The 21,266-nt window shown below is 41.8% G+C and carries 26 protein-coding genes and 1 pseudogene; 17 read left to right on the forward strand and 10 right to left on the reverse strand.

The window, feature by feature from the left end; translation table 11 throughout:
• Positions 1-3: 3 nt before the first annotated feature.
• The gene (locus tag AC3IPL_RS01495; RefSeq protein ID WP_489241297.1) at positions 4-378 is read right to left on the reverse strand and encodes a VOC family protein; all 375 of its coding nucleotides are present in this window, start codon (positions 376-378) and stop codon (positions 4-6) included.
• Between the two features lie 126 nt (positions 379-504).
• The gene (locus AC3IPL_RS01500; protein WP_489241298.1) at positions 505-888 is read right to left on the reverse strand and encodes a VOC family protein; all 384 of its coding nucleotides are present in this window, start codon (positions 886-888) and stop codon (positions 505-507) included.
• Between the two features lie 146 nt (positions 889-1,034).
• On the opposite strand from AC3IPL_RS01500, the gene AC3IPL_RS01505 reads away from it, so the two are divergent.
• The 8 genes from AC3IPL_RS01505 to AC3IPL_RS01540 all read left to right on the forward strand — a co-directional run bounded on the left by AC3IPL_RS01505 (position 1,035) and on the right by AC3IPL_RS01540 (position 7,653).
• Positions 1,035-1,913 (forward strand): ABC transporter ATP-binding protein, encoded by an 879-nt coding sequence (locus tag AC3IPL_RS01505; RefSeq protein WP_489241299.1) that lies wholly within the window; start codon positions 1,035-1,037, stop codon positions 1,911-1,913.
• Positions 1,900-2,637 (forward strand): ABC transporter permease, encoded by a 738-nt coding sequence (locus tag AC3IPL_RS01510; RefSeq protein ID WP_489241300.1) that lies wholly within the window; start codon positions 1,900-1,902, stop codon positions 2,635-2,637. Before AC3IPL_RS01505 ends, AC3IPL_RS01510 begins: the two co-directional genes overlap by 14 nt.
• Positions 2,637-3,704 carry a sensor histidine kinase gene (locus tag AC3IPL_RS01515; protein ID WP_489241301.1) on the forward strand — a complete coding sequence of 356 codons (1,068 nt, stop codon included), beginning with the start codon at positions 2,637-2,639 and terminating at the stop codon, positions 3,702-3,704. The genes AC3IPL_RS01510 and AC3IPL_RS01515 overlap by 1 nt, the downstream gene beginning before the upstream one ends.
• Positions 3,705-3,708: 4 nt before the next feature.
• Positions 3,709-4,308: a response regulator gene (locus AC3IPL_RS01520; protein WP_489241302.1), complete on the forward strand. Its 600-nt coding sequence runs from the start codon at positions 3,709-3,711 to the stop codon at positions 4,306-4,308.
• Positions 4,309-4,391: 83 nt separating this feature from the next.
• Positions 4,392-4,715, forward strand: a complete 324-nt coding sequence (locus AC3IPL_RS01525; RefSeq protein WP_489241303.1) for an ArsR/SmtB family transcription factor — start codon at positions 4,392-4,394, stop codon at positions 4,713-4,715.
• Positions 4,712-6,004: an arsenic transporter gene (locus tag AC3IPL_RS01530; protein ID WP_489241304.1), complete on the forward strand. Its 1,293-nt coding sequence runs from the start codon at positions 4,712-4,714 to the stop codon at positions 6,002-6,004. Before AC3IPL_RS01525 ends, AC3IPL_RS01530 begins: the two co-directional genes overlap by 4 nt.
• A 17-nt stretch (positions 6,005-6,021) precedes the next feature.
• Positions 6,022-6,420, forward strand: coding sequence for an arsenate reductase (thioredoxin) (gene arsC / locus AC3IPL_RS01535; protein ID WP_489241305.1), 399 nt, complete (start codon positions 6,022-6,024; stop codon positions 6,418-6,420).
• Between the two features lie 105 nt (positions 6,421-6,525).
• Positions 6,526-7,653 (forward strand): MFS transporter, encoded by a 1,128-nt coding sequence (locus AC3IPL_RS01540; RefSeq protein WP_489241306.1) that lies wholly within the window; start codon positions 6,526-6,528, stop codon positions 7,651-7,653.
• Positions 7,654-7,741: 88 nt separating this feature from the next.
• Here the strand turns inward: AC3IPL_RS01540 and AC3IPL_RS01545 are convergent, their stop codons facing one another.
• The 3 genes from AC3IPL_RS01545 to AC3IPL_RS01555 all read right to left on the reverse strand — a co-directional run bounded on the left by AC3IPL_RS01545 (position 7,742) and on the right by AC3IPL_RS01555 (position 10,017).
• The gene (locus AC3IPL_RS01545; protein ID WP_133444102.1) at positions 7,742-7,942 is read right to left on the reverse strand and encodes a cold-shock protein; all 201 of its coding nucleotides are present in this window, start codon (positions 7,940-7,942) and stop codon (positions 7,742-7,744) included.
• Between the two features lie 231 nt (positions 7,943-8,173).
• Entirely contained in the window at positions 8,174-9,292 is a 1,119-nt protein-coding gene (locus AC3IPL_RS01550; RefSeq protein ID WP_489241307.1) for an ABC transporter permease, read from the reverse strand.
• Positions 9,289-10,017 (reverse strand): ABC transporter ATP-binding protein, encoded by a 729-nt coding sequence (locus AC3IPL_RS01555; RefSeq protein WP_489241308.1) that lies wholly within the window; start codon positions 10,015-10,017, stop codon positions 9,289-9,291. The genes AC3IPL_RS01550 and AC3IPL_RS01555 overlap by 4 nt, the downstream gene beginning before the upstream one ends.
• A 142-nt stretch (positions 10,018-10,159) precedes the next feature.
• Here AC3IPL_RS01555 and AC3IPL_RS01560 point away from each other — a divergent pair, with 142 nt between their 5' ends.
• Positions 10,160-10,651, forward strand: coding sequence for a GyrI-like domain-containing protein (locus tag AC3IPL_RS01560; protein WP_489241309.1), 492 nt, complete (start codon positions 10,160-10,162; stop codon positions 10,649-10,651).
• A 49-nt stretch (positions 10,652-10,700) separates the two neighbouring features.
• On the opposite strand, the gene AC3IPL_RS01565 is transcribed toward AC3IPL_RS01560, so the two are convergent.
• The 3 genes from AC3IPL_RS01565 to AC3IPL_RS01575 all read right to left on the reverse strand — a co-directional run bounded on the left by AC3IPL_RS01565 (position 10,701) and on the right by AC3IPL_RS01575 (position 12,183).
• Positions 10,701-11,024: an AzlD domain-containing protein gene (locus AC3IPL_RS01565; RefSeq protein WP_489241310.1), complete on the reverse strand. Its 324-nt coding sequence runs from the start codon at positions 11,022-11,024 to the stop codon at positions 10,701-10,703.
• Positions 11,021-11,713 carry an AzlC family ABC transporter permease gene (locus AC3IPL_RS01570; protein ID WP_489241311.1) on the reverse strand — a complete coding sequence of 231 codons (693 nt, stop codon included), beginning with the start codon at positions 11,711-11,713 and terminating at the stop codon, positions 11,021-11,023. Before AC3IPL_RS01570 ends, AC3IPL_RS01565 begins: the two co-directional genes overlap by 4 nt.
• Positions 11,714-11,856: 143 nt before the next feature.
• Positions 11,857-12,183 carry a four-helix bundle copper-binding protein gene (locus AC3IPL_RS01575; protein WP_489241312.1) on the reverse strand — a complete coding sequence of 109 codons (327 nt, stop codon included), beginning with the start codon at positions 12,181-12,183 and terminating at the stop codon, positions 11,857-11,859.
• A gap of 186 nt (positions 12,184-12,369) precedes the next feature.
• On the opposite strand from AC3IPL_RS01575, the gene AC3IPL_RS01580 reads away from it, so the two are divergent.
• From AC3IPL_RS01580 to AC3IPL_RS01590, 3 genes and pseudogenes are all read left to right on the forward strand, one after another.
• Positions 12,370-12,612, forward strand: coding sequence for a metal-sensitive transcriptional regulator (locus tag AC3IPL_RS01580; protein WP_489242231.1), 243 nt, complete (start codon positions 12,370-12,372; stop codon positions 12,610-12,612).
• A gap of 23 nt (positions 12,613-12,635) precedes the next feature.
• Positions 12,636-15,118, forward strand: a pseudogene (gene copZ / locus AC3IPL_RS01585) (copper chaperone CopZ).
• 82 nt (positions 15,119-15,200) lie between these two features.
• On the forward strand, positions 15,201-16,433 hold the full coding sequence (locus AC3IPL_RS01590; protein WP_489241313.1) for an aminopeptidase: 1,233 nt from the start codon (positions 15,201-15,203) through the stop codon (positions 16,431-16,433).
• 77 nt (positions 16,434-16,510) lie between these two features.
• On the opposite strand, the gene AC3IPL_RS01595 is transcribed toward AC3IPL_RS01590, so the two are convergent.
• Complete coding sequence (locus AC3IPL_RS01595) at positions 16,511-16,945, reverse strand: organic hydroperoxide resistance protein (RefSeq protein ID WP_489241314.1); 435 nt, start codon at positions 16,943-16,945, stop codon at positions 16,511-16,513.
• Positions 16,946-17,048: 103 nt separating this feature from the next.
• Here AC3IPL_RS01595 and AC3IPL_RS01600 point away from each other — a divergent pair, with 103 nt between their 5' ends.
• The 3 genes from AC3IPL_RS01600 to AC3IPL_RS01610 all read left to right on the forward strand — a co-directional run bounded on the left by AC3IPL_RS01600 (position 17,049) and on the right by AC3IPL_RS01610 (position 18,888).
• Positions 17,049-17,414 carry a thiol-disulfide oxidoreductase DCC family protein gene (locus AC3IPL_RS01600; RefSeq protein WP_489241315.1) on the forward strand — a complete coding sequence of 122 codons (366 nt, stop codon included), beginning with the start codon at positions 17,049-17,051 and terminating at the stop codon, positions 17,412-17,414.
• Between the two features lie 48 nt (positions 17,415-17,462).
• On the forward strand, positions 17,463-17,864 hold the full coding sequence (locus AC3IPL_RS01605) for a hypothetical protein (protein ID WP_489241316.1): 402 nt from the start codon (positions 17,463-17,465) through the stop codon (positions 17,862-17,864).
• Positions 17,865-17,955: 91 nt separating this feature from the next.
• A complete protein-coding gene (locus AC3IPL_RS01610; protein ID WP_489241317.1) occupies positions 17,956-18,888 on the forward strand; it encodes a cation diffusion facilitator family transporter in 933 nt (310 codons plus the stop codon).
• 17 nt (positions 18,889-18,905) lie between these two features.
• Here AC3IPL_RS01610 and AC3IPL_RS01615 read toward each other — a convergent pair whose 3' ends face one another.
• The gene (locus tag AC3IPL_RS01615; protein ID WP_489241318.1) at positions 18,906-19,415 is read right to left on the reverse strand and encodes a DUF402 domain-containing protein; all 510 of its coding nucleotides are present in this window, start codon (positions 19,413-19,415) and stop codon (positions 18,906-18,908) included.
• A gap of 190 nt (positions 19,416-19,605) precedes the next feature.
• Here AC3IPL_RS01615 and AC3IPL_RS01620 point away from each other — a divergent pair, with 190 nt between their 5' ends.
• Together AC3IPL_RS01620 and chrA are read left to right on the forward strand one after the other, a co-directional pair.
• Positions 19,606-20,022 (forward strand): hypothetical protein, encoded by a 417-nt coding sequence (locus tag AC3IPL_RS01620; RefSeq protein WP_489241319.1) that lies wholly within the window; start codon positions 19,606-19,608, stop codon positions 20,020-20,022.
• Between the two features lie 66 nt (positions 20,023-20,088).
• Positions 20,089-21,240: a chromate efflux transporter gene (gene chrA, locus AC3IPL_RS01625; RefSeq protein WP_489241320.1), complete on the forward strand. Its 1,152-nt coding sequence runs from the start codon at positions 20,089-20,091 to the stop codon at positions 21,238-21,240.
• The last annotated feature ends 26 nt before the right edge of the window (positions 21,241-21,266 follow it).

Genomic DNA, 21,266 nt, shown 5'->3' on the forward strand with positions numbered 1-21,266 from the left:
AGTCTATAAATGTTGTTCAAACATAATGGTGTGACCATCGGGATCTTCAATGACAAAGTGAGCAGGCCCAGTTGTATCATATTCAAATGATTTCAACGGTTCTATCCCCTCAGCGCGCAGTTGAGATTCGATGTCACGGATATCCGGGGCGTCTTTGTCTTCTTGGAAATTCGACATCCATTTTGGATTGAAGGTCATCATATGACTATCAAACATCCCTTGATAGAGTCCAATCGTACAGTCGCCGTTTTTGACGACACACCACTTCTGATTAAGGTCGCCCATGCTCTGCTTGAAGCCGAGCTTTTTATAAAATTCCAGTGAAGCATGAATATCCTTCACTTCCAGACTTAACGAAAAGTTTCCTAAATTCATCATTCAATCTCCTTTTTCTGTTAGGTACTACTATTAAAACATAGATGTCGATAGAATGGGGGATCAATGATTAAATAGCAGTGGTTCAAGTGATTATCATGTAAAGAGGATGCGGCTGCATCCTCTTTTTTATACCGTTAATTCAATTTGATTGCCTTCAGGATCTTTGATGCAGCTCTCATAATAGCCGTCCCCAGTAATCCGTGGTGGGCTGACAAGTGCACAACCGTTCATCACGAGCTGCTCTGTCAACTCGTCCACTGCCTGCTTGCTGCCGAGGCTCATCGCAAGGTGTGTGTAACCGAGATGCCATAACCCTTCATGATCTTCTCCCATATCTGGACGCGTCATTAACTCTAGACGTGCACCCTCTTCGAATGTTAAGAAGTACGTCTCCAGTCCTGATTTAGGATTGTGATATTTCTCGTGAGCTGTTGCATTGAAATACGTACAGTAAAAGTCTTTCATTAACTCCAGTTCGCACACATACATCGCGATATGTTCAATTTTCATAAAGGCCTCCAGATGAGTGGTAGTTATTCATTCATATTGTACTATAAAATGAACAGCATGTGACAAATGTCATGTAACAGTCATGACAGATGTGACTGTGTTCGTTCTGAGGATTAGTGTTTAATGAACTTAAGGAGGCGTTGCACATGATTACATTGAAAGACGTTTCAAAAACAATTAAAGGACGCAGCATTTTGTCCGGTATTGACCTCGAGATCCATCAAGGTGACGTTATTGCACTTGTCGGGCCGAACGGGGCAGGTAAATCGACTTTGATTGATATGCTGCTTGGTAACAAGAAGTTATCAGATGGTTCTATAGAAGGACAGTCATTGATTATGGATCACACGAAGACCAGTGTTCTCTATCAGCAGACCTACTTCACTCCTCATATGAAGACGTATCAAATCATTGAATTATTCAGAAATCTATACGACACACCGATGTCTGTCGAAGACATCAAATCAATAACGCTGTTTGATGATACGTTGATGAAAACAGAAGCCTCAAAATTATCAGGCGGTCAAAAACGGATTCTGGATGTTGCACTCACCCTAACAGGAAATCCTGAGTTCATTATTCTGGACGAAGCAACAGTGGGTATGGATACATCAACAAGACGTCAATTTTACGAATTGATTGCCGAGCTGAAGGCTTCAGGAAAGACGATTCTCTTTACGTCTCATTATATTGAAGAAGTGGAAACTCTTGCAGACCGTGTTGTTCTGATGCACAAAGGACAGATTGTTCGTGACAGTTCACCGAGAGCCATCCGTAGTGAAAATGCTATTAAACATGTGATTTTACCGATTAAATATAATGATTTTGTACAAGACATTCAGTCATTGAGCAGGCAAGTAGCGGCAGATTCACAATATATCATGATTGAAACAGAGCATATCGATCAGCTGATGGCGCTGTTAATGGCTCGTCAAGTATCGTTCCAGAACGTTGAAATCAGCAATGTTTCATTGCTCGACAGCGTATTTAAAGTAGTGGAGGATGATCAACATGAAACAGTTTAAAGCCATGATGACATATGAACTCATCGATGTTACGAAGCGTAAAAGCATCTTTATATTCTCTATCTTTTTGCCGGTTATATTCTTTATCATCTTCTCGTCAATGACGCAGCTGCCTGATGAAGAGATGCAGAAGTTCTTTGTGAGAGATTATATGCTGTCAATGACAACGTTCAGTCTGACAAGCTTTGCACTTTTTACGTTTCCAGTTGAGATGATCAATGACAAGAAAGAAGGGTGGAGCCGGGCATTATTCAGAACACCGCTGCAGCCATTCATCTATTACGTCTGTAAAATCATTAAAATTATGATGATGTATATGATTGCGATTGCTGTAGTCTTTTTTGTCGGTCGTTTCTATAAAGGTGTAGAGATGAGTTTCATGGAATGGATTGGCTGCTACACGGCACTGTTATTCGGTGGATTTATCTTCCTCACATTCGGACTGCTGCTTGCTCAGTTCAAAGATACACAGAAAATGTCAGTGCTGGCGAACGTCCTTTATTTAGGGCTCGCGATGCTCGGCGGACTGTGGTTTCCGGTAATGACATTCCCGGATTGGTTGAAGCCGATTGCATATGCAACACCGACTTATCACTTTAAGAATATCGCAGCAGGACTCTTCAGCGTTCATTATCCGTATCACTCCATCGGTATTATGTTACTGTACGGTGCTGTATTTGTTATATTAGCAATGTGGATCAGAAAACGAACGGAAGTGATTTGATGAATCAGCGTCTCGGTGCGCATATTGCCAATTATGTATCAGCGTTAGTCTTTCTCATATTTCCAATGTCGTCAGCTATTCATCCGACGTCAATATGGGACGGTATACTAGACTGGAGTGCGATAGTCATCTATATTATCTGCACTTTTTATTTCATGGAATGTCAACATAAGTCCCTTGTCTTAATGTGGCTGATACTGCTTATGAGTATCAGCTACTTTACACATTTTATCGATCCAGGATGTATCTTATTTTATTTCTTTCCTGTCAGCATACTGGCATTTCGACTTAATCAGAAGGTGACGTCGTTATACGGCTTATTGTTAATCGGTTCATTCATCGTAAATGTGGTCATTGTACAGATCAACATACAGAATGTGAGCTTTAACTTGATTCCATTTATTGTTCTTGCCGGAATGATGCTGCTGTCCAATGATTTCTTTGCACAGCAGAACCGGCTGCAGCAGAAATTGAACGACAAAAATAAAGAACTTGCCTTGATGGCCGGAGAACTCGAACGGAGCAGAATTTCACAGGATCTTCATGATTCACTTGGTCAGGTGTTCAGTACATTGTCTGTCAAATCCGAACTGGCAGAAAAACTAGTAGATCACGACGTGACTATGGCAAAAGCGGAACTTAAAGAAATCAATGCACTCGCCAAATCATCGTTATTTTCTGTGCGTTCGATCGTTGACAAAGTCAATAGAGCAACGATAGAGGAAGAAGTGGAGCAGGCGTCACAACTGCTTGAAAACGCCGGCATTACATTCGATTATCAAGTGCAAGTCTCCACAATGGACGAAGAGCAGAACCATGAACTTGTCATGCTGATCCGCGAACTAGTCAATAATGTCATAAAACATAGCGATGCTGATTACGTCTATCTTGATCTTCAAGAGCTCAATGAACATGTGCTGTTGATTTTTAAAGATAATGGAAAAGGACTGGCTCATCCTGATACCGAATTGAAAAGTATCAGCAGTCGAATTGAGAAATTAGGCGGAATGCTGCGTTATTTAGACACAGTGACAGGATTTGAAATCAGCATAGAAATGGAGAAGTGATGAGATGAAGTTACTACTGGCAGAAGATCAGAGCATGCTGCGTGAAGCAATGGTGAAATTGCTGACAATCAGTGGAAAGTTTTCAGAAGTAATAGGTGTTGCTGACGGCGCTGCTGCAGTAAAAGCACTTAATGAGTCGTTTGATGCAGCAGTACTCGATATAGAAATGCCTGGAATGACCGGATTGCAGGTACTTGAATTTATTAGAAGTCAGCAGCTGACGTGTAAAGTGATTATCGTCACAACGTTTAAACGACCAGGGTATTTTGAAAAAGCATTGAACTTGAGTGTCGATGCTTATGTATTAAAAGAACGCTCAGTCGATGAATTGATTGAAACCATTGACAAAGTAATGAAAGGACAGAAAGAATACAGTCCAGAGCTGCTGCCGATGATGCTCACAAAAAACCCGCTGACAGACAAAGAACAGGAAATTCTACAGTTGATTGGAAAAGGATTATCGAGTAAGGAAATCAGTAGTCAGTTGTTTTTAAGTGACGGCACAGTCCGAAATTATACATCACTCATCATTGATAAACTCGGTGCTGATAATCGCATCAATGCATGGCATATTGCAATGGATTTAGGTTTTATTGATCTTTAGCCGACCATTATAGGCTATCGAATATAGACGAATATCTATATTTGTATTATGATATAGATATTCATCTATATAAGGAGAAGATTATGAACTATGAACAGATGGCTTCATTGTTTAAAGTGATGTCAGACCGCAATCGAATTGAAATTATCGATCTTTTATCATGTGGCCCGTTGTGTGCGTGCGATATTCTTGCACATTTCAATGTCACTCAGCCGACGTTGTCTCACCATATGAAGCAGCTGAAAGAAGCAGAGATGGTTACCTCATGGAAAGAGGGTACAAAAGTGATGTATGCACTGAACAAAGAGAAAATGACTGATGTCCTTCAGTTCACACAGCAGTTAGTGACTGAAAGTGAGCGTTGTGTATGTGTACAGATTAACAGTGAAGGGTGCTGTGAATCATGACATGGATTGCTGTATTCATATTCCTGCTGACGTTGACTCTTGTCATATGGCAGCCGAAAGGATTATCAATCGGGTATTCAGCGATAGGTGGTGCTATTCTGGCTCTGCTATTTGGCGTTGTCGATATGAGTGACGTACTAGACGTTACCCATATTGTATGGAATGCCACATTCACTTTTATCGCTGTCATTCTGATTTCATTGATCCTTGATGAAATCGGCTTTTTCGAGTGGGCTGCGCTTCATATGACACATCTTGCCGGAGGGCGGTCACTGCTCATGTTTATCTATGTCTGCCTGCTCGGTGCTGTTGTTGCTGCATTTTTTGCGAATGACGGGGCTGCTCTTATTCTGACACCGATTGTACTAGCAATGGTCCGTCATCTGAAGTTTGATGAGAAGATGGTATTTCCGTTTATCATTGCTTCCGGCTTTATTGCAGACACTACAAGTCTGCCGCTTATTGTCAGTAATTTAGTGAATATCGTCTCAGCTGATTACTTCGATATCAGCTTTGTTGATTATGCGAAACATATGTTTCTGCCGAATATCTTCAGTCTGACAGCATCAGTTATTGTGCTTTGGTTGTACTTTGGTCGACGCGTCCCGAAAAATTATGATGCCACGCAATTAAAGCGTCCGGCTTCGGCTATTAAAGATAGAACGTTGTTTAAGATGTCCTGGGTTGTTCTAGGTTTGTTGTTGATCGGTTATCTCGTCAGTGACCTAGTTAATATCCCGGTATCAATTATTGCAGGAGTCATCGCTTTAGTCTTTATTATATTTGCACGGAGAAGTGAAGCTGTTCATACTGCTAAAGTCATCAAAGGTGCGCCGTGGTCAATCGTCTTCTTTTCTATAGGGATGTATGTCGTTGTGTACGGACTGAAAAATGTAGGACTGACCAATACGCTGGCAGGTGTCATCAATCAGATCATTGACTCTGGATTATTCGGAACAGTGATAGGTATGGGATTTTTATCCGCTATTCTATCATCTGTCATGAATAATATGCCGACAGTTCTTATTGATTCCATTGCCATTCACCAGTCTCAGGCTGCAGGAACAATCAAAGAGGCACTTGTCTATGCAAATATCATCGGCTGCGACCTTGGACCGAAGATTACGCCGATCGGTTCTCTTGCTACGTTGCTATGGCTTCATGTTCTGCGTGGTAAAGGTGTAAAGATTTCGTGGTGGACTTATTTTAAGACAGGGATTGTCATTACAATTCCTGTACTGTTGATGACACTTGTTGGTTTATATTTTTCAATGCTAATATTTAATTGAGGAGAATGATGGAATATATGACAAAGACAATTTATTTTTTATGTACAGGTAATTCATGCCGTAGTCAGATTGCAGAAGGATTTGGGAAAAAATATTTACCTGGGTGGAATGTCTATTCTGCTGGCATTGAAACTCACGGTGTTAATCCGAAGGCAGTCGCAGTGATGAAAGAAATAGGAATTGATATCTCCAGTCAGACATCTGATAAGATTGACAGCCAGCTGTTGAATAGTGCGGACTTGGTGGTTACACTTTGTGATCATGCAAAAGATGTCTGCCCAGTGACACCACCTCATGTGAAAACAGAGCATTGGGGATTTGAAGATCCAGCTGGTCAGGAATGGACTGTTTTTCAACGTGTAAGAGATCAGATTGGGGCACGCATTAAAGAATTCAGTGAAACCACTAATATATAAAGGGGATATATGAAACCTCTAGAAAATAATCTGTCATTTAATGACAGATTATTTTTTTTTCAATAGGGTAATCATCCATTGATAGATTTATCAGGAGTCGATGCTATGAAAGAAGAACGTCAGCTTGTGTTTACAGGTATCATATTTATTGCGATGGCTTACGGAATCTCACGGTTCAGTTACGGCCTGCTGCTGCCATATTTCAACGGACCACTACATATGACTAATCAAATATCAGGGATCATTTCATCTGTATCTTATTTAACTTATAGTCTTGGCATCATTACGGTATTTACTTTGTTCAAAAACATCCAGCCGAGACACGATCTGCTCATCTCTAGTGTGTTATCACTGATCGGTTTGACATTGCTCATGGTATCGATGAATTATATGGTTTTTGGGGTTGGTATCATTATACTTGGTTATGCTGCTGGGATTGCGACAGCGCCATACGGCTCAATCATTAAGGAAAAAATCACGTATGGTTATCAAGACAGGAGTAATTCCTGGATTAATACAGGGATTGGTTTAGGACTTATCATTATAGGACTGATCGTCTTTTTCTTTCAGGAATACTGGCGCTATAGTTATTTGGTGTTCATTCTGCTGAGTTTGTTCATTACGCTGATCAATTATACAAAATTGCCGTTCATAGAGATGAGTCATCTGAACTATCAACTGGATGTGCGTCATCTATTTTACGGCAGGAAGTTAGTCTTATCGACGCTGCTTCTAGGTATCGGGACTTCTGCTTACTGGACTTATTTTCAGTCATATATTTTTCAAGCAGATTTCAACGAACTGACGAGTTTGTTCTGGGTCACTCTCGGAATCGGAGGATTGCTCGGAGGATTTGCAGGACAGGCGCTTGAGATGTTTGGTATTATGCGCATCCATGTGTTTACCGGGTTGATGCTCGCTCTGGCCAACGTATTATTGATTATCACTACTAACGGAATTGTTATTGCAGCTTCAACTGTGTTATTTGGTATGATCTATGTGTTCAGTATGGGGGTCTACGCCTTCTGGAGTGCAAGAATTTATGTGAAGTATCCGTCCATGGGGATAATTGTGACTTTTATCTCACTTGCAGCCGGTCAATTCATAGGAACCTTCTTTTCAGGGTTTATACTTGAAGTATCAGGATTCAAAGGATTATTCATCATATACAGTCTGCTCAGCCTGGTGACGATATTTTTCAGACCTTTTGCTGAAGAGTTGGAAGAACTGTAGCTGGATATAATGGCCTTCAAAATTGATTTGAAGGCTATTTTTGACTCAAAAAAAAGACATCTCATATGAGATGTCTTTGAAGGTTAAATTATAATTTAACGATGTTAGCTGCTTGAGGACCACGTTGGCCTTCTTCGATGTTGAATTCAACAGCTTGTCCTTCTTCTAATGTTTTGTAGCCGTCGCCTTCGATAGCGCTGAAGTGAGCGAATACGTCGTCTCCGCCTTCAACTGAAATGAAACCGAAACCTTTTTCTGCGTTAAACCATTTAACTGTACCTTGTGTCATGTGTAATGACCTCCAAATAATTATTACTAAATCAGAATTTCTCAAAAAGAAATTCACACGTTACAAAAGTATTAACAAACCACGTTACTTTTGTACCATGTGAATGCGTTGCCTTTTAAACGTTCGATTTAATTAACCTTAGTATATAACATATTTCTTCCGTTGTCTAGTGAATGATGCACTTATTTTAATAAATATCATTTTTACTGAAGAACACTTGATCATTTCAACTTATATTTTACGATATTTTTTAAGCACGGTGTTATTCAATATAATAAAAGCAATTGCAAATAATGCCAGGATGACGATATCGACAGTAACTGAACTGAGCGGCATTTCTTTGTACATGATATTCTTCAGCGCATCTCCCGCATAGTAGAGCGGCATAAGTACCTGCAGCCATCCAACCATTGGTTCGAGCGGAAATATACCTGATAGAAAGATTTGCGGGACAATGACCAGCGGAATAAACTGAACCATCTGAAATTCTGACTTTGCAAACGCTGATAACAGCAGGCCGAGAGATAAGGCGACGAGCGCAACGAACAAGTTGACGACAATGACGCCCCAGATAGTATCAGGCGCTGCAATATGCAGCACGTATATTGAAAACAAGACGATGACAATCGTCTGAATCACTGCAAGAATACCGTAGCTTGCTACATAACCTAATATAACTTCGTAACGTCTGATCGGTGTCATCAGCATCTGTTCCAATGTCCCTGACGTCCGCTCTTTTAGGAAGCCGATGCCGGCAATCAGAAAGACGAAGAAAAAGACAAAGAATCCGATCAATACAGGTGAAAAGGTATCAAATAGAGTGGTATGCTCGCTGCCGTATATATAATCTGTATGAACTGCTGTTTTTTCAGGTATTGACAGATCCATATTTTTAGTAGGACTGAATGGAATGTTGTCCAATGATTCTGTGAAATCTTTTAATTTGGCTTTCATGTCATCAATTAACGTGCTCTGTGTCTTCTGTTGATAGGTCTGGCTGACGATTGTATTGATTCGGCCGGATATTCCAGGGTTTTCATTAAGAAGTTTAATCGTGACTGTATCCTCTTGCTTGATCACAAGACCATCAAGATCTTGTGTTTCCATGAACGACTTACTGTCAGCAGGCCGTTCTTTGTATTTCACGACGGTCATATCGCTGTCTTCCAATCTATCAGCAATAGAAGGCTCAATATTCACTGTACCGACAACGGGTTTTTGACTATCACTGTCAAAGACCATATGCATCAGTGTCAGAATAATCAGCGGTGCAATAAACAGCAGAGCAAGTGTACGTTTATCTCTGATCTTTTCCAGTAGAATCCGTTTGATCAGTCCCATCACTTTCATTGTGACACCTGCTTTTTGCCTGCATTGATGAATACTTCATCAAATGATGCCGCATGAAACCGTGCTTTCAGTTCTTCTGGTGAACCTTCTGTTAAGATCATGCCGTCTTTGATCATAACAATATCATCACAGCGTTCTGCTTCATCCATCACATGGGTAGTAATGATAATCGTTTTTCCTTGTTGCTTTAACTTGTCCAGTTCATCCCATATCATACTGCGAAGTTCAGGATCAATGCCGACAGTCGGTTCATCGAGTATGAGTATCGTAGGATCATGCAGCAGCGCCGTCGCAAGAGATAATCTTCGCTTCATACCGTCTGAGTAATAGCTGACACGTTTCTTCAAGTCATGAGTCAATCCGACCAGGTCAGCAGTATAACGAATCCGCTTTTCTTTAGTCTGTCTGTTCAATGAGTATAGTGAGGCATAGAATTCCAGGTTTTCACGACCCGTTAAATCTAGATAGAGGGCGTCAGATTGTGCCATAAATCCGATTTCATGCATGAGAGACATGTGTGGAACGGTTTTGTCACGCACATAGATGCTTCCTTTAGTTGGATAGTCCATTCCGGCGATCATGCGTACTAAAGTAGTTTTTCCGGAACCGGAAGGACCGATAAAGCCATAAATTCTGCCGGCATGCATATCAAAATCAATATCTTTCAGTACTTGAACATCACCCAATGACTTTGAGACATGATTAATAATAATTTGTTCTGTCATCCTATCCTCCTAATGTCTGTTACAATTAATCATATTATAACGAAATACAGTATATCTGTCAGAATGACAGCATAATCGATTATCTGATTAATATCATGTACAATATAAACGTAACCAAAATCGGTATGAGGGGTGACTGAAGATGGAAGTACGAATTGAAGAGAAAGAAGCTTTTAATATGATCGGTGTGACGAAACGAGTGCCTATACGTTTTGAAGGTCTGAACGCTGAGATTATAGAACTGGCCGGAAGTATCAATACGTCGCAGCAAGAATTAATGAACAGCTTGAACGATTTGTATCCACATCAAGTAGTCAATGCATCATATGATTTTGATGACACACGATTTGAAGGAAAAGGCGAACTGACGCATATGATCGGAGTCTTGACAAAGCAGCAGCACGCACTAGAAGAACTGGAGGAGCTTCATGTTGAGTCAGGAACATGGGCAATCTTTCAGAGTACAGGACCGTTTCCTCAAGATTTGCAGGATACGTGGGGGAAGATTTATACGGAATGGTCACCTCATACAGACTATACCGTGACAACTGGTCCGGAAATTTCTTTCACGAGAATGACGGATACCGGAGAAATGAAATATAGTGAAATATGGCTGCCGATCACAAAAAAATAAAACGACTTTAAAAACATGTCTGAAAAGGATATGTTTTTTTGTTATGCCGCTAAAACAACAAGCGGAGCAGCGCCATAACAACAATACCTGTGATGACAGTAAGCGATAAGCTCTTCGTCCATAACGCAACGGCGAGTGTTGGAATGATGGCAGTAAGTGCCAACCAGTCAATATTGATTAATTGATCACCGTCAGATAAGAAACTGTCAACGATGAGGGCTGTAAAAATGCACACAGGAATGAATGTCAGCCACTTTTCTAAAAGAGATGGCAGCTCTATTTTACGGATAAAGACAAAAGGCAATATGCGCGGGATGATAGTAACAATGGCTGAACCGAGCATAATGAGCAGCATAGTGTCGGAAATAGTCATCGGTCTTTGATCACTCCTATCGATGCGACGACGATGGTAGATAATATAATAGCGACGTAAGACGGCACAAACATGCAGAATATCAGCATAAAAATAATGATATAAACAATCAAGGATAAATAGAGTTTTAACTTGCCGGAAGGAATATGTTCGAGCTGAAGCACAAGGAGTGCAAGAAACATAGCGGTGAGCGAGAAGTCGAGACCGAACATTTCGGGGTCGGAAATCCATTGACCGAACACTGCACCAAGAAAACATGATAATATCCAGAATAAGTACGCCGTCAAATTAAGGCCGTACATCCAGGCAGCTGATACCCGCTTCTGCTGTACCATTTGATTGATGGCAACACCAAACGTCTCATCAGTCAGAAGTGTACCGATGCCGATATTTTTCAGTAGAGATTCCTGTCTGAAGGCAGGGGCAAGGGTCATACTGAGTAGAAACATTCTGAGGTTGACGATGAACGTCGTGAAAATGATGGCGCTGATAGGACTGCCGACCGCGATGAGCGCGCAAATGATGAACTGAGCAGCACCAGCATAGACAAGTACGGCGAGCAGAGTGATTTCAAGCGTGCTGAGATGAGTCGCGATACCGACAATTCCGCAGGCGAGTCCAATACTGAAGTATCCGAGCAGCGTCGGCAGACAATCGCGTATACCTTGCTTGAAAGACAGCTGATCCATCACGAACCCACCTTTCGTCGAATGATTTCTGATAATTATATAATGATAGATAATAAAAGTAAATGCAGTGTGAAATCTTATGAATATAAATAGAGCACCTACTGAGAAACAGTAGGTACTCTTTATTGAGCGAGAACACTGTATTATGCAATTTTACGGCAAGCTTCAGCACATGCTTTACATGTCTCAGCACAACGCTTGCAGTGGTCGTCGTCATGTTGACTGCATTCTTTGTAGCAGGCTTCGCACACTGTTGCACATAGTGCAGCAATTTCTTTGATGAATGGAGAGTTTCTTGTAATCGCCTGCTCAAGCAAGCTGCAAATTTCAGCACATTCTCTATCGAGTCTGATACATTCACTCATCATTTTAACATCTTCTTCTTTAAGACAGGCGTCAAAACATACGTTACATGTTTCCATACACTCGTGAACCGTTGTAAGAAGTTCTTGATACTGATGATTTTGCATTATTATTCCTCCTATAAATGTGGTGTCATTATTTTATACCCTCCATGAAATAGATTAATCATGATTCTTCAGTTGACATATATACCTCTATAGGGTATATTGAAAGTGTTATAGGAGGTGGCGCAGTTGCCAGAACATTGTGCTGAAGAAAGAAAGAGTCATCATCCTGATCATGTGAAAAAAGATATGGTCAATCGGTTGAATCGAGTCGAAGGTCAGATTCGTGGTATTAAAGGAATGATTGAAAAGGATGTCTATTGCGATGATGTGATTACACAGTTATCAGCTACACAATCGGCACTGAATAGTGTGGCGCGTATATTGCTTGAAGGGCATCTGAAAGGTTGTGTCTTCGAGCGTCTAAATGCCGGCGAAGATGAAGTGCTGGATGAATTACTTGTAACGATGCAGAAACTCATGAGAAAATAACATAATAGAGAGGAGATGTAATAATGGCGAATCAAACTTTGAATGTACGTGGTATGACTTGTAATCACTGCAAAGAAGCAGTCGAAAAAAGTGTTGGTGCAGTAGCAGGTGTGAACGACGTTAACGTCAACCTTGAGAATGGTGAAGTGGCAGTAGGATTTGATGATACAAAAGCTGCTGTTGAAGATATCAAAGATGCAATTGAAGACCAAGGTTACGAGGTCTTACCGACCAACGAATAAGGAGAAGTGCGATGAACTCGCACTTTCTTTTTCAAATAAAATATACCCCATATAGGTATAGAAAGGTGATAACGATGGACTCACATGACAAAACGGAACTCGAAATCACAGGTATGACGTGTGCCGCTTGTTCAAATCGAATTGAGCGTGTGCTGAATAAGATGGATGGTATCAATCAAGCGAATGTCAATCTGGCATTAGAGCATGCTTCTGTCATATACAATCCGGATATGACGGATGTTGCAACGATTATCGCACGTATTGAAAAGTTAGGATACGGTGCATTCCAGGAAGTAGATCAACAGGAAACAGAAGATATAAGAGAGCGGGAATCCAGACATCAGCTGATTAAGTTTATTGCAGCAGCCGTCCTGTCATTGCCTCTGTTGTGGACGATGGTCGCTCATTTTAGTCTCACTTCATTTCTTCCAATGCCTGCGCTCCTCATGAATCCTTGGTTGCAGCTGCTGCTTGCAACGCCGGTTCAGTTGATAATCGGCTGGCAGTTCTACGTCGGTGCCTATAAGGCATTGAGAAATGGCAGCGCCAATATGGATGTGCTTGTCGTATTAGGAACGTCATCTGCCTATTTCTACAGTCTCTATCAAATGCTGACCAATCATCATGAGCATTTGTATTTTGAAACAAGTGCTGTCTTGATTACGCTTATATTGCTCGGGAAATTATTAGAATCAAGAGCGAAGGGACGCTCTTCCAGTGCTATTAAATCATTGATGGGTTTACAGGCCAAGACAGCAGTCGTGATTCGAAATGATAAGGAACAGACGATTCCACTGGAAGAAGTCATCAAAGGTGATATTGTCTTGATCAAACCCGGAGAAAAAATTCCAGTCGACGGGGAAATGATTGACGGAGAGTCGGCAGTCGATGAATCCATGCTGACGGGTGAAAGTCTGCCGGTCGACAAAACAGCAGGTGATATGCTGTATGGTTCTACAATTAATAAGAATGGCTTCATTCATATGCGGGCGACAAAAGTCGGCAAAGAGACAGCACTGGCTCAAATTATCAAAGTGGTGTCAGATGCCCAAGGGTCAAAAGCACCGATTCAACGTCTGGCAGATAAAATTTCAAGCGTGTTCGTTCCTGTCGTTATCGGCCTCGCTCTATTAGCAGGTATAATCTGGTATGTTGCAGTCGATCCCGGTAATTTTGCCCAGGCGCTTGAAATTACTATCAGTGTACTGGTCATCGCCTGTCCGTGTGCTCTAGGCCTCGCAACACCAACATCCATCATGGCTGGGTCCGGCCGCGCTGCTGAAGCGGGGGTGCTGTTCAAAGGAGGAGAATACCTTGAACAGACGGGAGACATCGATACGGTCGTTGTCGATAAGACAGGTACGGTGACGCACGGTAAACCTGTCTTGACGAATCTCATGCCAAATGGACTGTCAGAAGATGCGCTGCTTAAAATAGCAGCCTCAGCAGAAAGGCAGTCTGAGCACCCGCTTGCAGAAGCCATTGTCCAGGCAGCTGATGAGCGCGGGCTGCCATTGATCAAACCGGATGCATTCGAAGTCATTCCAGGTTACGGCATTCAGGCAGTCATCCGAAATGACGAAGTATTGATCGGCACACGACGTCTTCTTGATGGTATCCTGCTGACGGATGCGGTATTGGCTGATATGGAAATACTGGAATCAGACGGCAAGACTGCTATGCTTGTTGCTGTTAATCGCCAATACAAAGGAATGATAGCAGTCGCTGATACAGTGAAAGAGACGTCGCGTGAAGCCGTCGAACGTCTTCATTCACTCCAAATCGAAGTAATCATGCTGACGGGTGACAACAACAGAACGGCGGAAGCGATTGGCAGACAAGTCGGTATTGACCGGGTGATTGCAGAAGTACTTCCTGAAGAAAAGGCGAAGGTCATAGAACAACTGCAGGCAGAAGGTAGACAGGTCGCTATGGTCGGGGACGGCATTAATGATGCACCGGCACTTGCGACTGCGCAGATTGGTATGGCTATCGGTACAGGGACAGATGTCGCCATGGAGGCAGCAGACATTACGTTGATACGTGGTGATTTGAACAGCATTGCTGATGCGCTGATTATGAGCCGGAAAACTATGCGCAATATTAAGCAGAATTTATTCTGGGCATTCGGTTACAATGTCATCGGTATTCCAATTGCAGCATTCGGTCTATTAGCTCCTTGGGTTGCAGGTGCTGCCATGGCATTCAGCTCAGTGTCGGTCGTGTTGAATGCCCTGCGGCTGCAGCGTATGAATATTAAATAATAAATACTGACAGTAGATATTCATTTACAAATTAATTCGGTTTCCGATATAATATGTGTAACTAAATCGATGAGGTGATTTAATGAAACCATTTACTGAACAGATTAAAAAATATGCTGAGGTCATTGCAAAAGTTGGCTTGAACGTTCAACCAGGCGAAATCGTCGTTGTATCTTCAGATGTACGCGCTCTTGATCTTGTACGTGCATTTACAACAGCAAGCTATGAACTAGGAGCGAAAAAAGTCATTGTCGAACTCTCAGACAGCGACCTTCAACAAGCTCATATGAAATATCAATCTATTGAAACGATTGAAGATTTGCCGCCGTATTTAAAAGTGAAAAATGATTATTACTTAAAAGAAAAAGTATCTATGCTCTTTATTCATGCAACATCTCCAGAAAGTTTAAAAGATATTGATCCGGAAAAAATCGCTGCATCCAACCGTGCTGGGCGTAAGGTTTCCAAAGAACTAGGTGACTCACGTATGCGTCATGATCAACCATGGTGTATCGTCGGCTATCCTGGCCCAGAATGGGCGAAACTCGTCTTCCCGGAATTATCAGAAGAAGAAGCGGTTGAGAAATTGATGGAAAATATTTTGAAGACCGTTCGAGTGGATCAAAAAGATCCAGTTGAGGCTTGGAATGAACATGGTAAGTTCTTGAAAACCCGTGCCAAATGGTTAAGTGATTTTAACTTCGACCGTCTGAAATATACAGCGCCGGGCACTGATCTTGAAATCGGACTGATTGACGGCTCAAGATTCGCAGGTGGCGGTCATAAGAGCCGCGGCAACCTTGAAATCAAAGTAAACATGCCGACAGAAGAAGTGTTCACATCACCTGATTACCGCCGCGTGAACGGTGTAGTCAGCAATACATTACCGCTAAGCTACGGTGGACAGATCATCGATAACTTCAAATTGACATTCAAAGATGGTGTCGTTACAGATTTCGAAGCGGAGCAGGGTTATGATATCTTAAAAGAACTGCTTGATACTGATGAAGGTTCTAGAAGACTGGGGGAAGCAGCATTAGTACCAGTAGATTCACCGATATCCAATTCAGGCATCTTATACTACAATACATTATTCGATGAAAATGCATCATGTCACGTTGCTTTAGGGAAAGCTTATCCAGGACCCGTGCCTGGTGCCAATGAAATGACAGATGAAGAACGGGATGCAGTCGGCTTGAACAGCTCACTTACTCACGTTGATTTCATGATCGGCAGCAAAGAACTTGATATCGACGGCATTACACGTGACGGCAAAGTCGTTCCTGTATTCCGCCAAGGTAACTGGGTTGAATAACTCACTAGATGTTGCTGATTGAATAACAGATAACAGGGGCTCATCATTTGATGAGCCCCTGTTATCTTGAATCATTATTAACCTTCGCTGCCTGTCGCTGATAAGTTCACATTGACATTGCCCTTCAATGCTTTTGAATACGGGCAGTGTTTGTGAGCAATCTTGATGAATTTCTCAGCATCTGCCTGAGATAGCCCTTTAATGTCTGCTGCCAGATCTACATCAAGTTTGAAACTGTTTTTGTCATCAGGATCTTCTACTAGACGTACAACTGCTTTTACTTGGCTTGATTCATAATCTTTGTGAGCTGCTTTTAAGACAAGCTCCAGTGCACTGTTGAAACATGTGCTGTATCCTGCAGCAAATAACTGCTCAGGGTTAGTTTCTGTTGTCGCTGTACCGCCCATTTCTTTCGGCTTATCTACTTTGACTTTTAAGTTACCGTCTTCTGTATATGCTTCGCCTTCGCGTCCACCTGTATTGATAGCTGATGTTTCATAGATTGTTTTCACGATAATCGCTCCTTTAATAGTATCTTCTATCAATATTCCACTTATCAATGGTCTTAAACATCAACTGAAGCCGTGCTATGGTAAAATGACAGGGGTGATGCTAATGAATGTTGTTATATATGATGGTGACTGTGGGTTTTGTCAGTATTGGATCCGCTGGCTGCTCCGGCACGATGACAAGGAACAATTAATGTTTTCAGACCAGTATTCGGAATTTTTTCAGACATTGTCTGTCAAGACAACAGAAAGTGTCATGCTGGTCACAGACAGTAACATTGAGACAGAATCAGAAGCCGTGCTGCATATGATGCAGATCATTGGTTACCGGCGGGCGGCGGCACTTGGCCGGCTGATTCCTGGAATATTTTGCGATATGCTGTATCATATTGTTGCACGCTATCGTCATCATCTGGCGCCGACTACGTGTGAAATAATGCCGGATGTCTATAAAAAGCGATTTATTGGGTAAAGAATGTCAGCAGCATATCGAAAACTGACTAAAGCGAGGTAATGATCAATGGAGAAATGGTTGAGATTAGGATTTGGTATTGGAGCAGGGTTTTATATCGCTAAAGATGCCATGCAATATATGAGAAAAATTGAAAGTCGTGAACAAGTGACTGAGAAGTTGAACAACCTTCAAAAATACAGCGGAATTGCCACTGTTTTTCTGACAACAACGACTGCACTTGTCAAAAATCAGACTGGCAAAAATCAGCATGTTGACCAGGTTGTAGATGAAACAGTTGTAGTAAACGGAGAAGCACCGAAAGAGTCCATCAGTGATTCAGTGAAATCCATTCTTGATACGGGTATTGTCTCAGCATTTATTACTAACCAGCAAAAAGTAGACCGTATTAAAGATGTGGTCGATGAAGCTTCAAAAGTAGAAAAATTTGTGCGCGGCTGGCTGAAATAATCGTCGGTCCCCATTAATCAACTATAGGGGTTCCTTATAGTTGATTTTTTGTGTTGGTGTTATAATAGTATCACGATAAGGAAGTGATTTGATGTCTGGTGAACATAACCATGTACATAATACTAATAAGAAAGCTCTGCTGTTAAGTTTCATTGTGATTACAGCCTATATGATTGTTGAAGCAATCGGTGGCTTATTGACAAACAGTCTTGCGTTATTATCAGATGCTGGACACATGCTGTCAGATTCAATCTCTCTTGGCATAGGTCTACTTGCACTGATATTCGGTGCTAAATCAGCGGATTATACAAAAACATACGGCTACAAGCGCTTCGAAATACTTGCTGCTGTATTTAATGGTGTAACACTTATACTGATCGCCGGCTACATTTTCTATGAAGCTGTCAACCGCTTCAAACATCCACCTGAAGTAGCATCAAATGGCATGCTGATTATCGCCTTAGTTGGTCTGTTCGTGAATATCTTTGTCGCCTGGCTGCTGATGCGTGGTGATACACATGAGAACTTGAATGTCAGAGCGGCCTTTTTGCATGTAATCGGTGACCTGCTTGGTTCTATTGGTGCTATCGCAGCAGCACTGCTCATCATGTTCTTTGACTGGGGGATTGCAGATCCCATCGCGAGTGTCATCGTCGCATTGCTCGTACTTGTCAGCGGCTGGCGGGTAACACGTGAGTCTGTCCATATACTGATGGAAGGAACTCCTGCCAATGTTCATCTCGATGATGTCATTCATGCTATTCAGTCAGTACCCGGCGTAAACGGCGTCCACGATCTTCATGTGTGGTGTATTACGAGTGGACAAAATGCACTCAGCTGTCATATTACAGTGGATGGTACGATGACAGTTCAGGAAAGCCAGCATGTGCAGGAAACTATCGCACATGAACTAGAACATCAGAATATCAGCCATACAACAGTACAGGTCGAAAGCAACACTACAGTTCATGACCCGTCGATAATATGTACACATACTGCACAAGCACATGTCCATCAGCATTAAAAAAAGCATCTTATCTATTAGATAAGGTGCTTTATAGTATCAAACTGTTTGACCCCGAACGGAAACACGCCATTGGTAATGTTCGTTTTCAGTTCTTGTAAGGAAACGGCAGCAAAGTTCGTCAGCTGAATCGGGTAATGATATTTCTTGCTGTTTCTAACATAATTCTCATGGTTTTTCAGAAACCATAGTCCTTCGTTTGATTTAACGTAGTCCATGTCTATATCGATATAAGTAATGGCATCGTCGACATTTGTACATGGAGTAGAGATGTTGCAGAACATACTGATAGGTCTCATGTCATCATCAATATAGATGGAGACGGTGTAACCGTGATATTTAGAGAAAAAGTGCAGGCTGTCATGATCAGATTGATACGTCTGCTGGTTGATATAATGTTTCAGTTCATTGCTGCTAGGCGCAAATACAAGCCAGTAGTGGGCTGTTTCTTCAAGAAGTTTCCCTTCGAACTCAATATGAGGGACATTAGGGTACTTATATGATTTGATTGTAATTGTATGGTCCATGTCATCACTCCTTTGCTCGTTCTAGAATGGCAAATTTCAGTGGTAAAAGACTAAGCTACTTTCTTATTGTATAAGATATCTGAGAAATAAGCACATTTTTTAGGAAAAGATTTTTCAGATGATACTATTTGGCTATTATTATTCGGGATTAAGTGACTGTGAATCAGTCGTTCAGAGAGGGAGAGAAGGAATGAAACATCTGTTAAAAGCTGTAGCAGCAGCTCTATTACTGCTGCTGCTGACGTTAATATGGGACAGCCTCTTTGGAACTACAATCAGCCGATTGCTGTTAAATGTAGATTTCATTATTGATTATACCGTGAGAAAACCATCATTCATGGAAGAAGCAGCTTATCATATCATTACTGGCGTAATCATTTATTTGCTGCTGATGATTATTTACAAGTCTCATAAGTATTTATATTTACCCGCGTTAATCATTGTACTGGTCATCACTTGTGCACTGTATTATGTATTGACAGTGCTTGCTGTCCGGCCGTTATTTGAATTGACTCAAGCGGGTGCGTTTGGATGGCTGCTTACTCATGTCGTTTACATAGTCGTGGTAGACCGATGGATTAAACATTCCTCAACAAAATCTCAATAGTAATGTAATATTTCAGACTTCTAAAGCATAGTATGATAGTCATAACTATTGCTTTAGGAGGAACTTATGAAACGGCTGATTGAAATTTTTCTAGTGGCACTTAAGCTCGGTGTCACATCGTTCGGCGGACCCACAGCTCATTTAGGTTATTTCAGAAACGAATATGTAGAACGTAGAAAGTGGTTGAGTGACAAAATGTATCAGGATCTTGTCGCACTTTGCCAGTTTCTCCCCGGTCCTGCTAGTAGTCAAGTAGGAATGGCCATCGGTATGATGCGCGGCGGGATAGCAGGAGGAATTCTGGCCTTTCTAGGATTCACACTGCCATCTGTCCTGCTGTTGATTGCCGCTGTCTATATTGTTGATTCATTTGCTGTTTCAACTGATTGGATTCAAGGATTGAAGCTTGTTGCAGTAGCTGTTGTATTACATGCCTTGATTGGTATGGGGAAGACGAGCATGACGACGATTCATTCAGTGATGATTGCTGTCACGGCATTAGCGGTCAGTCTGCTGTTTCAGACAGCTGTGACACAAATAAGTATCATCGTCGTATCAGGGATTATCGGTATTCTGTTATTTGAAGCGTCAGGAGATGGTGATCCATTCACTGTGCCGATCTCTCGCACCGCTGGAATGGTGAGTCTGATCATCCTGGTCATCATCTTGTTGTTATTACCTCTGCTCGCAAATGGCATCAATAGCGACTGGCTCGTCATGTTTGATAAGTTTTACCGGTCAGGACTACTGGTGTTTGGCGGGGGTCACGTTGTTCTGCCGTTACTTGAACGAGAGTTTGTGCCGGGTCTGCTGGATGCTGATGATTTTATTGCAGGTTATGGATTCGCTCAGGCAGTGCCGGGGCCATTGTTTACTTTTGCCTCTTATTTAGGCGCTGTTATGAAAGGGACAGTCGGCGGTTTGTTCGCCATGATCGCTATATTTTTACCAGCCTTCTTGTTAGTCACCGGCTGCCTGCCGTTTTGGGAGCAGCTCCGACGAAATACATGGATGCGCCGGGCACTGAAAGGAATTAATGCAGGCGTCCTCGGTATACTGGCAGCCGCATGGATTGCACCGATTATAACCCATACTATCAAAGCACCTGTAGATATAGTCTGGGCTGGGCTGTTGTTCGTCATGCTCTACTTTTTCAAAGTGGCGCCCTGGATCATAGTGGTCACTGGAATCATCATCGGATTACTGGTATATAAGTAGGGTGTCAAACAATGATTCAAAGAATA

The organism is Macrococcus sp. GL_134 (assembly GCF_057834705.1).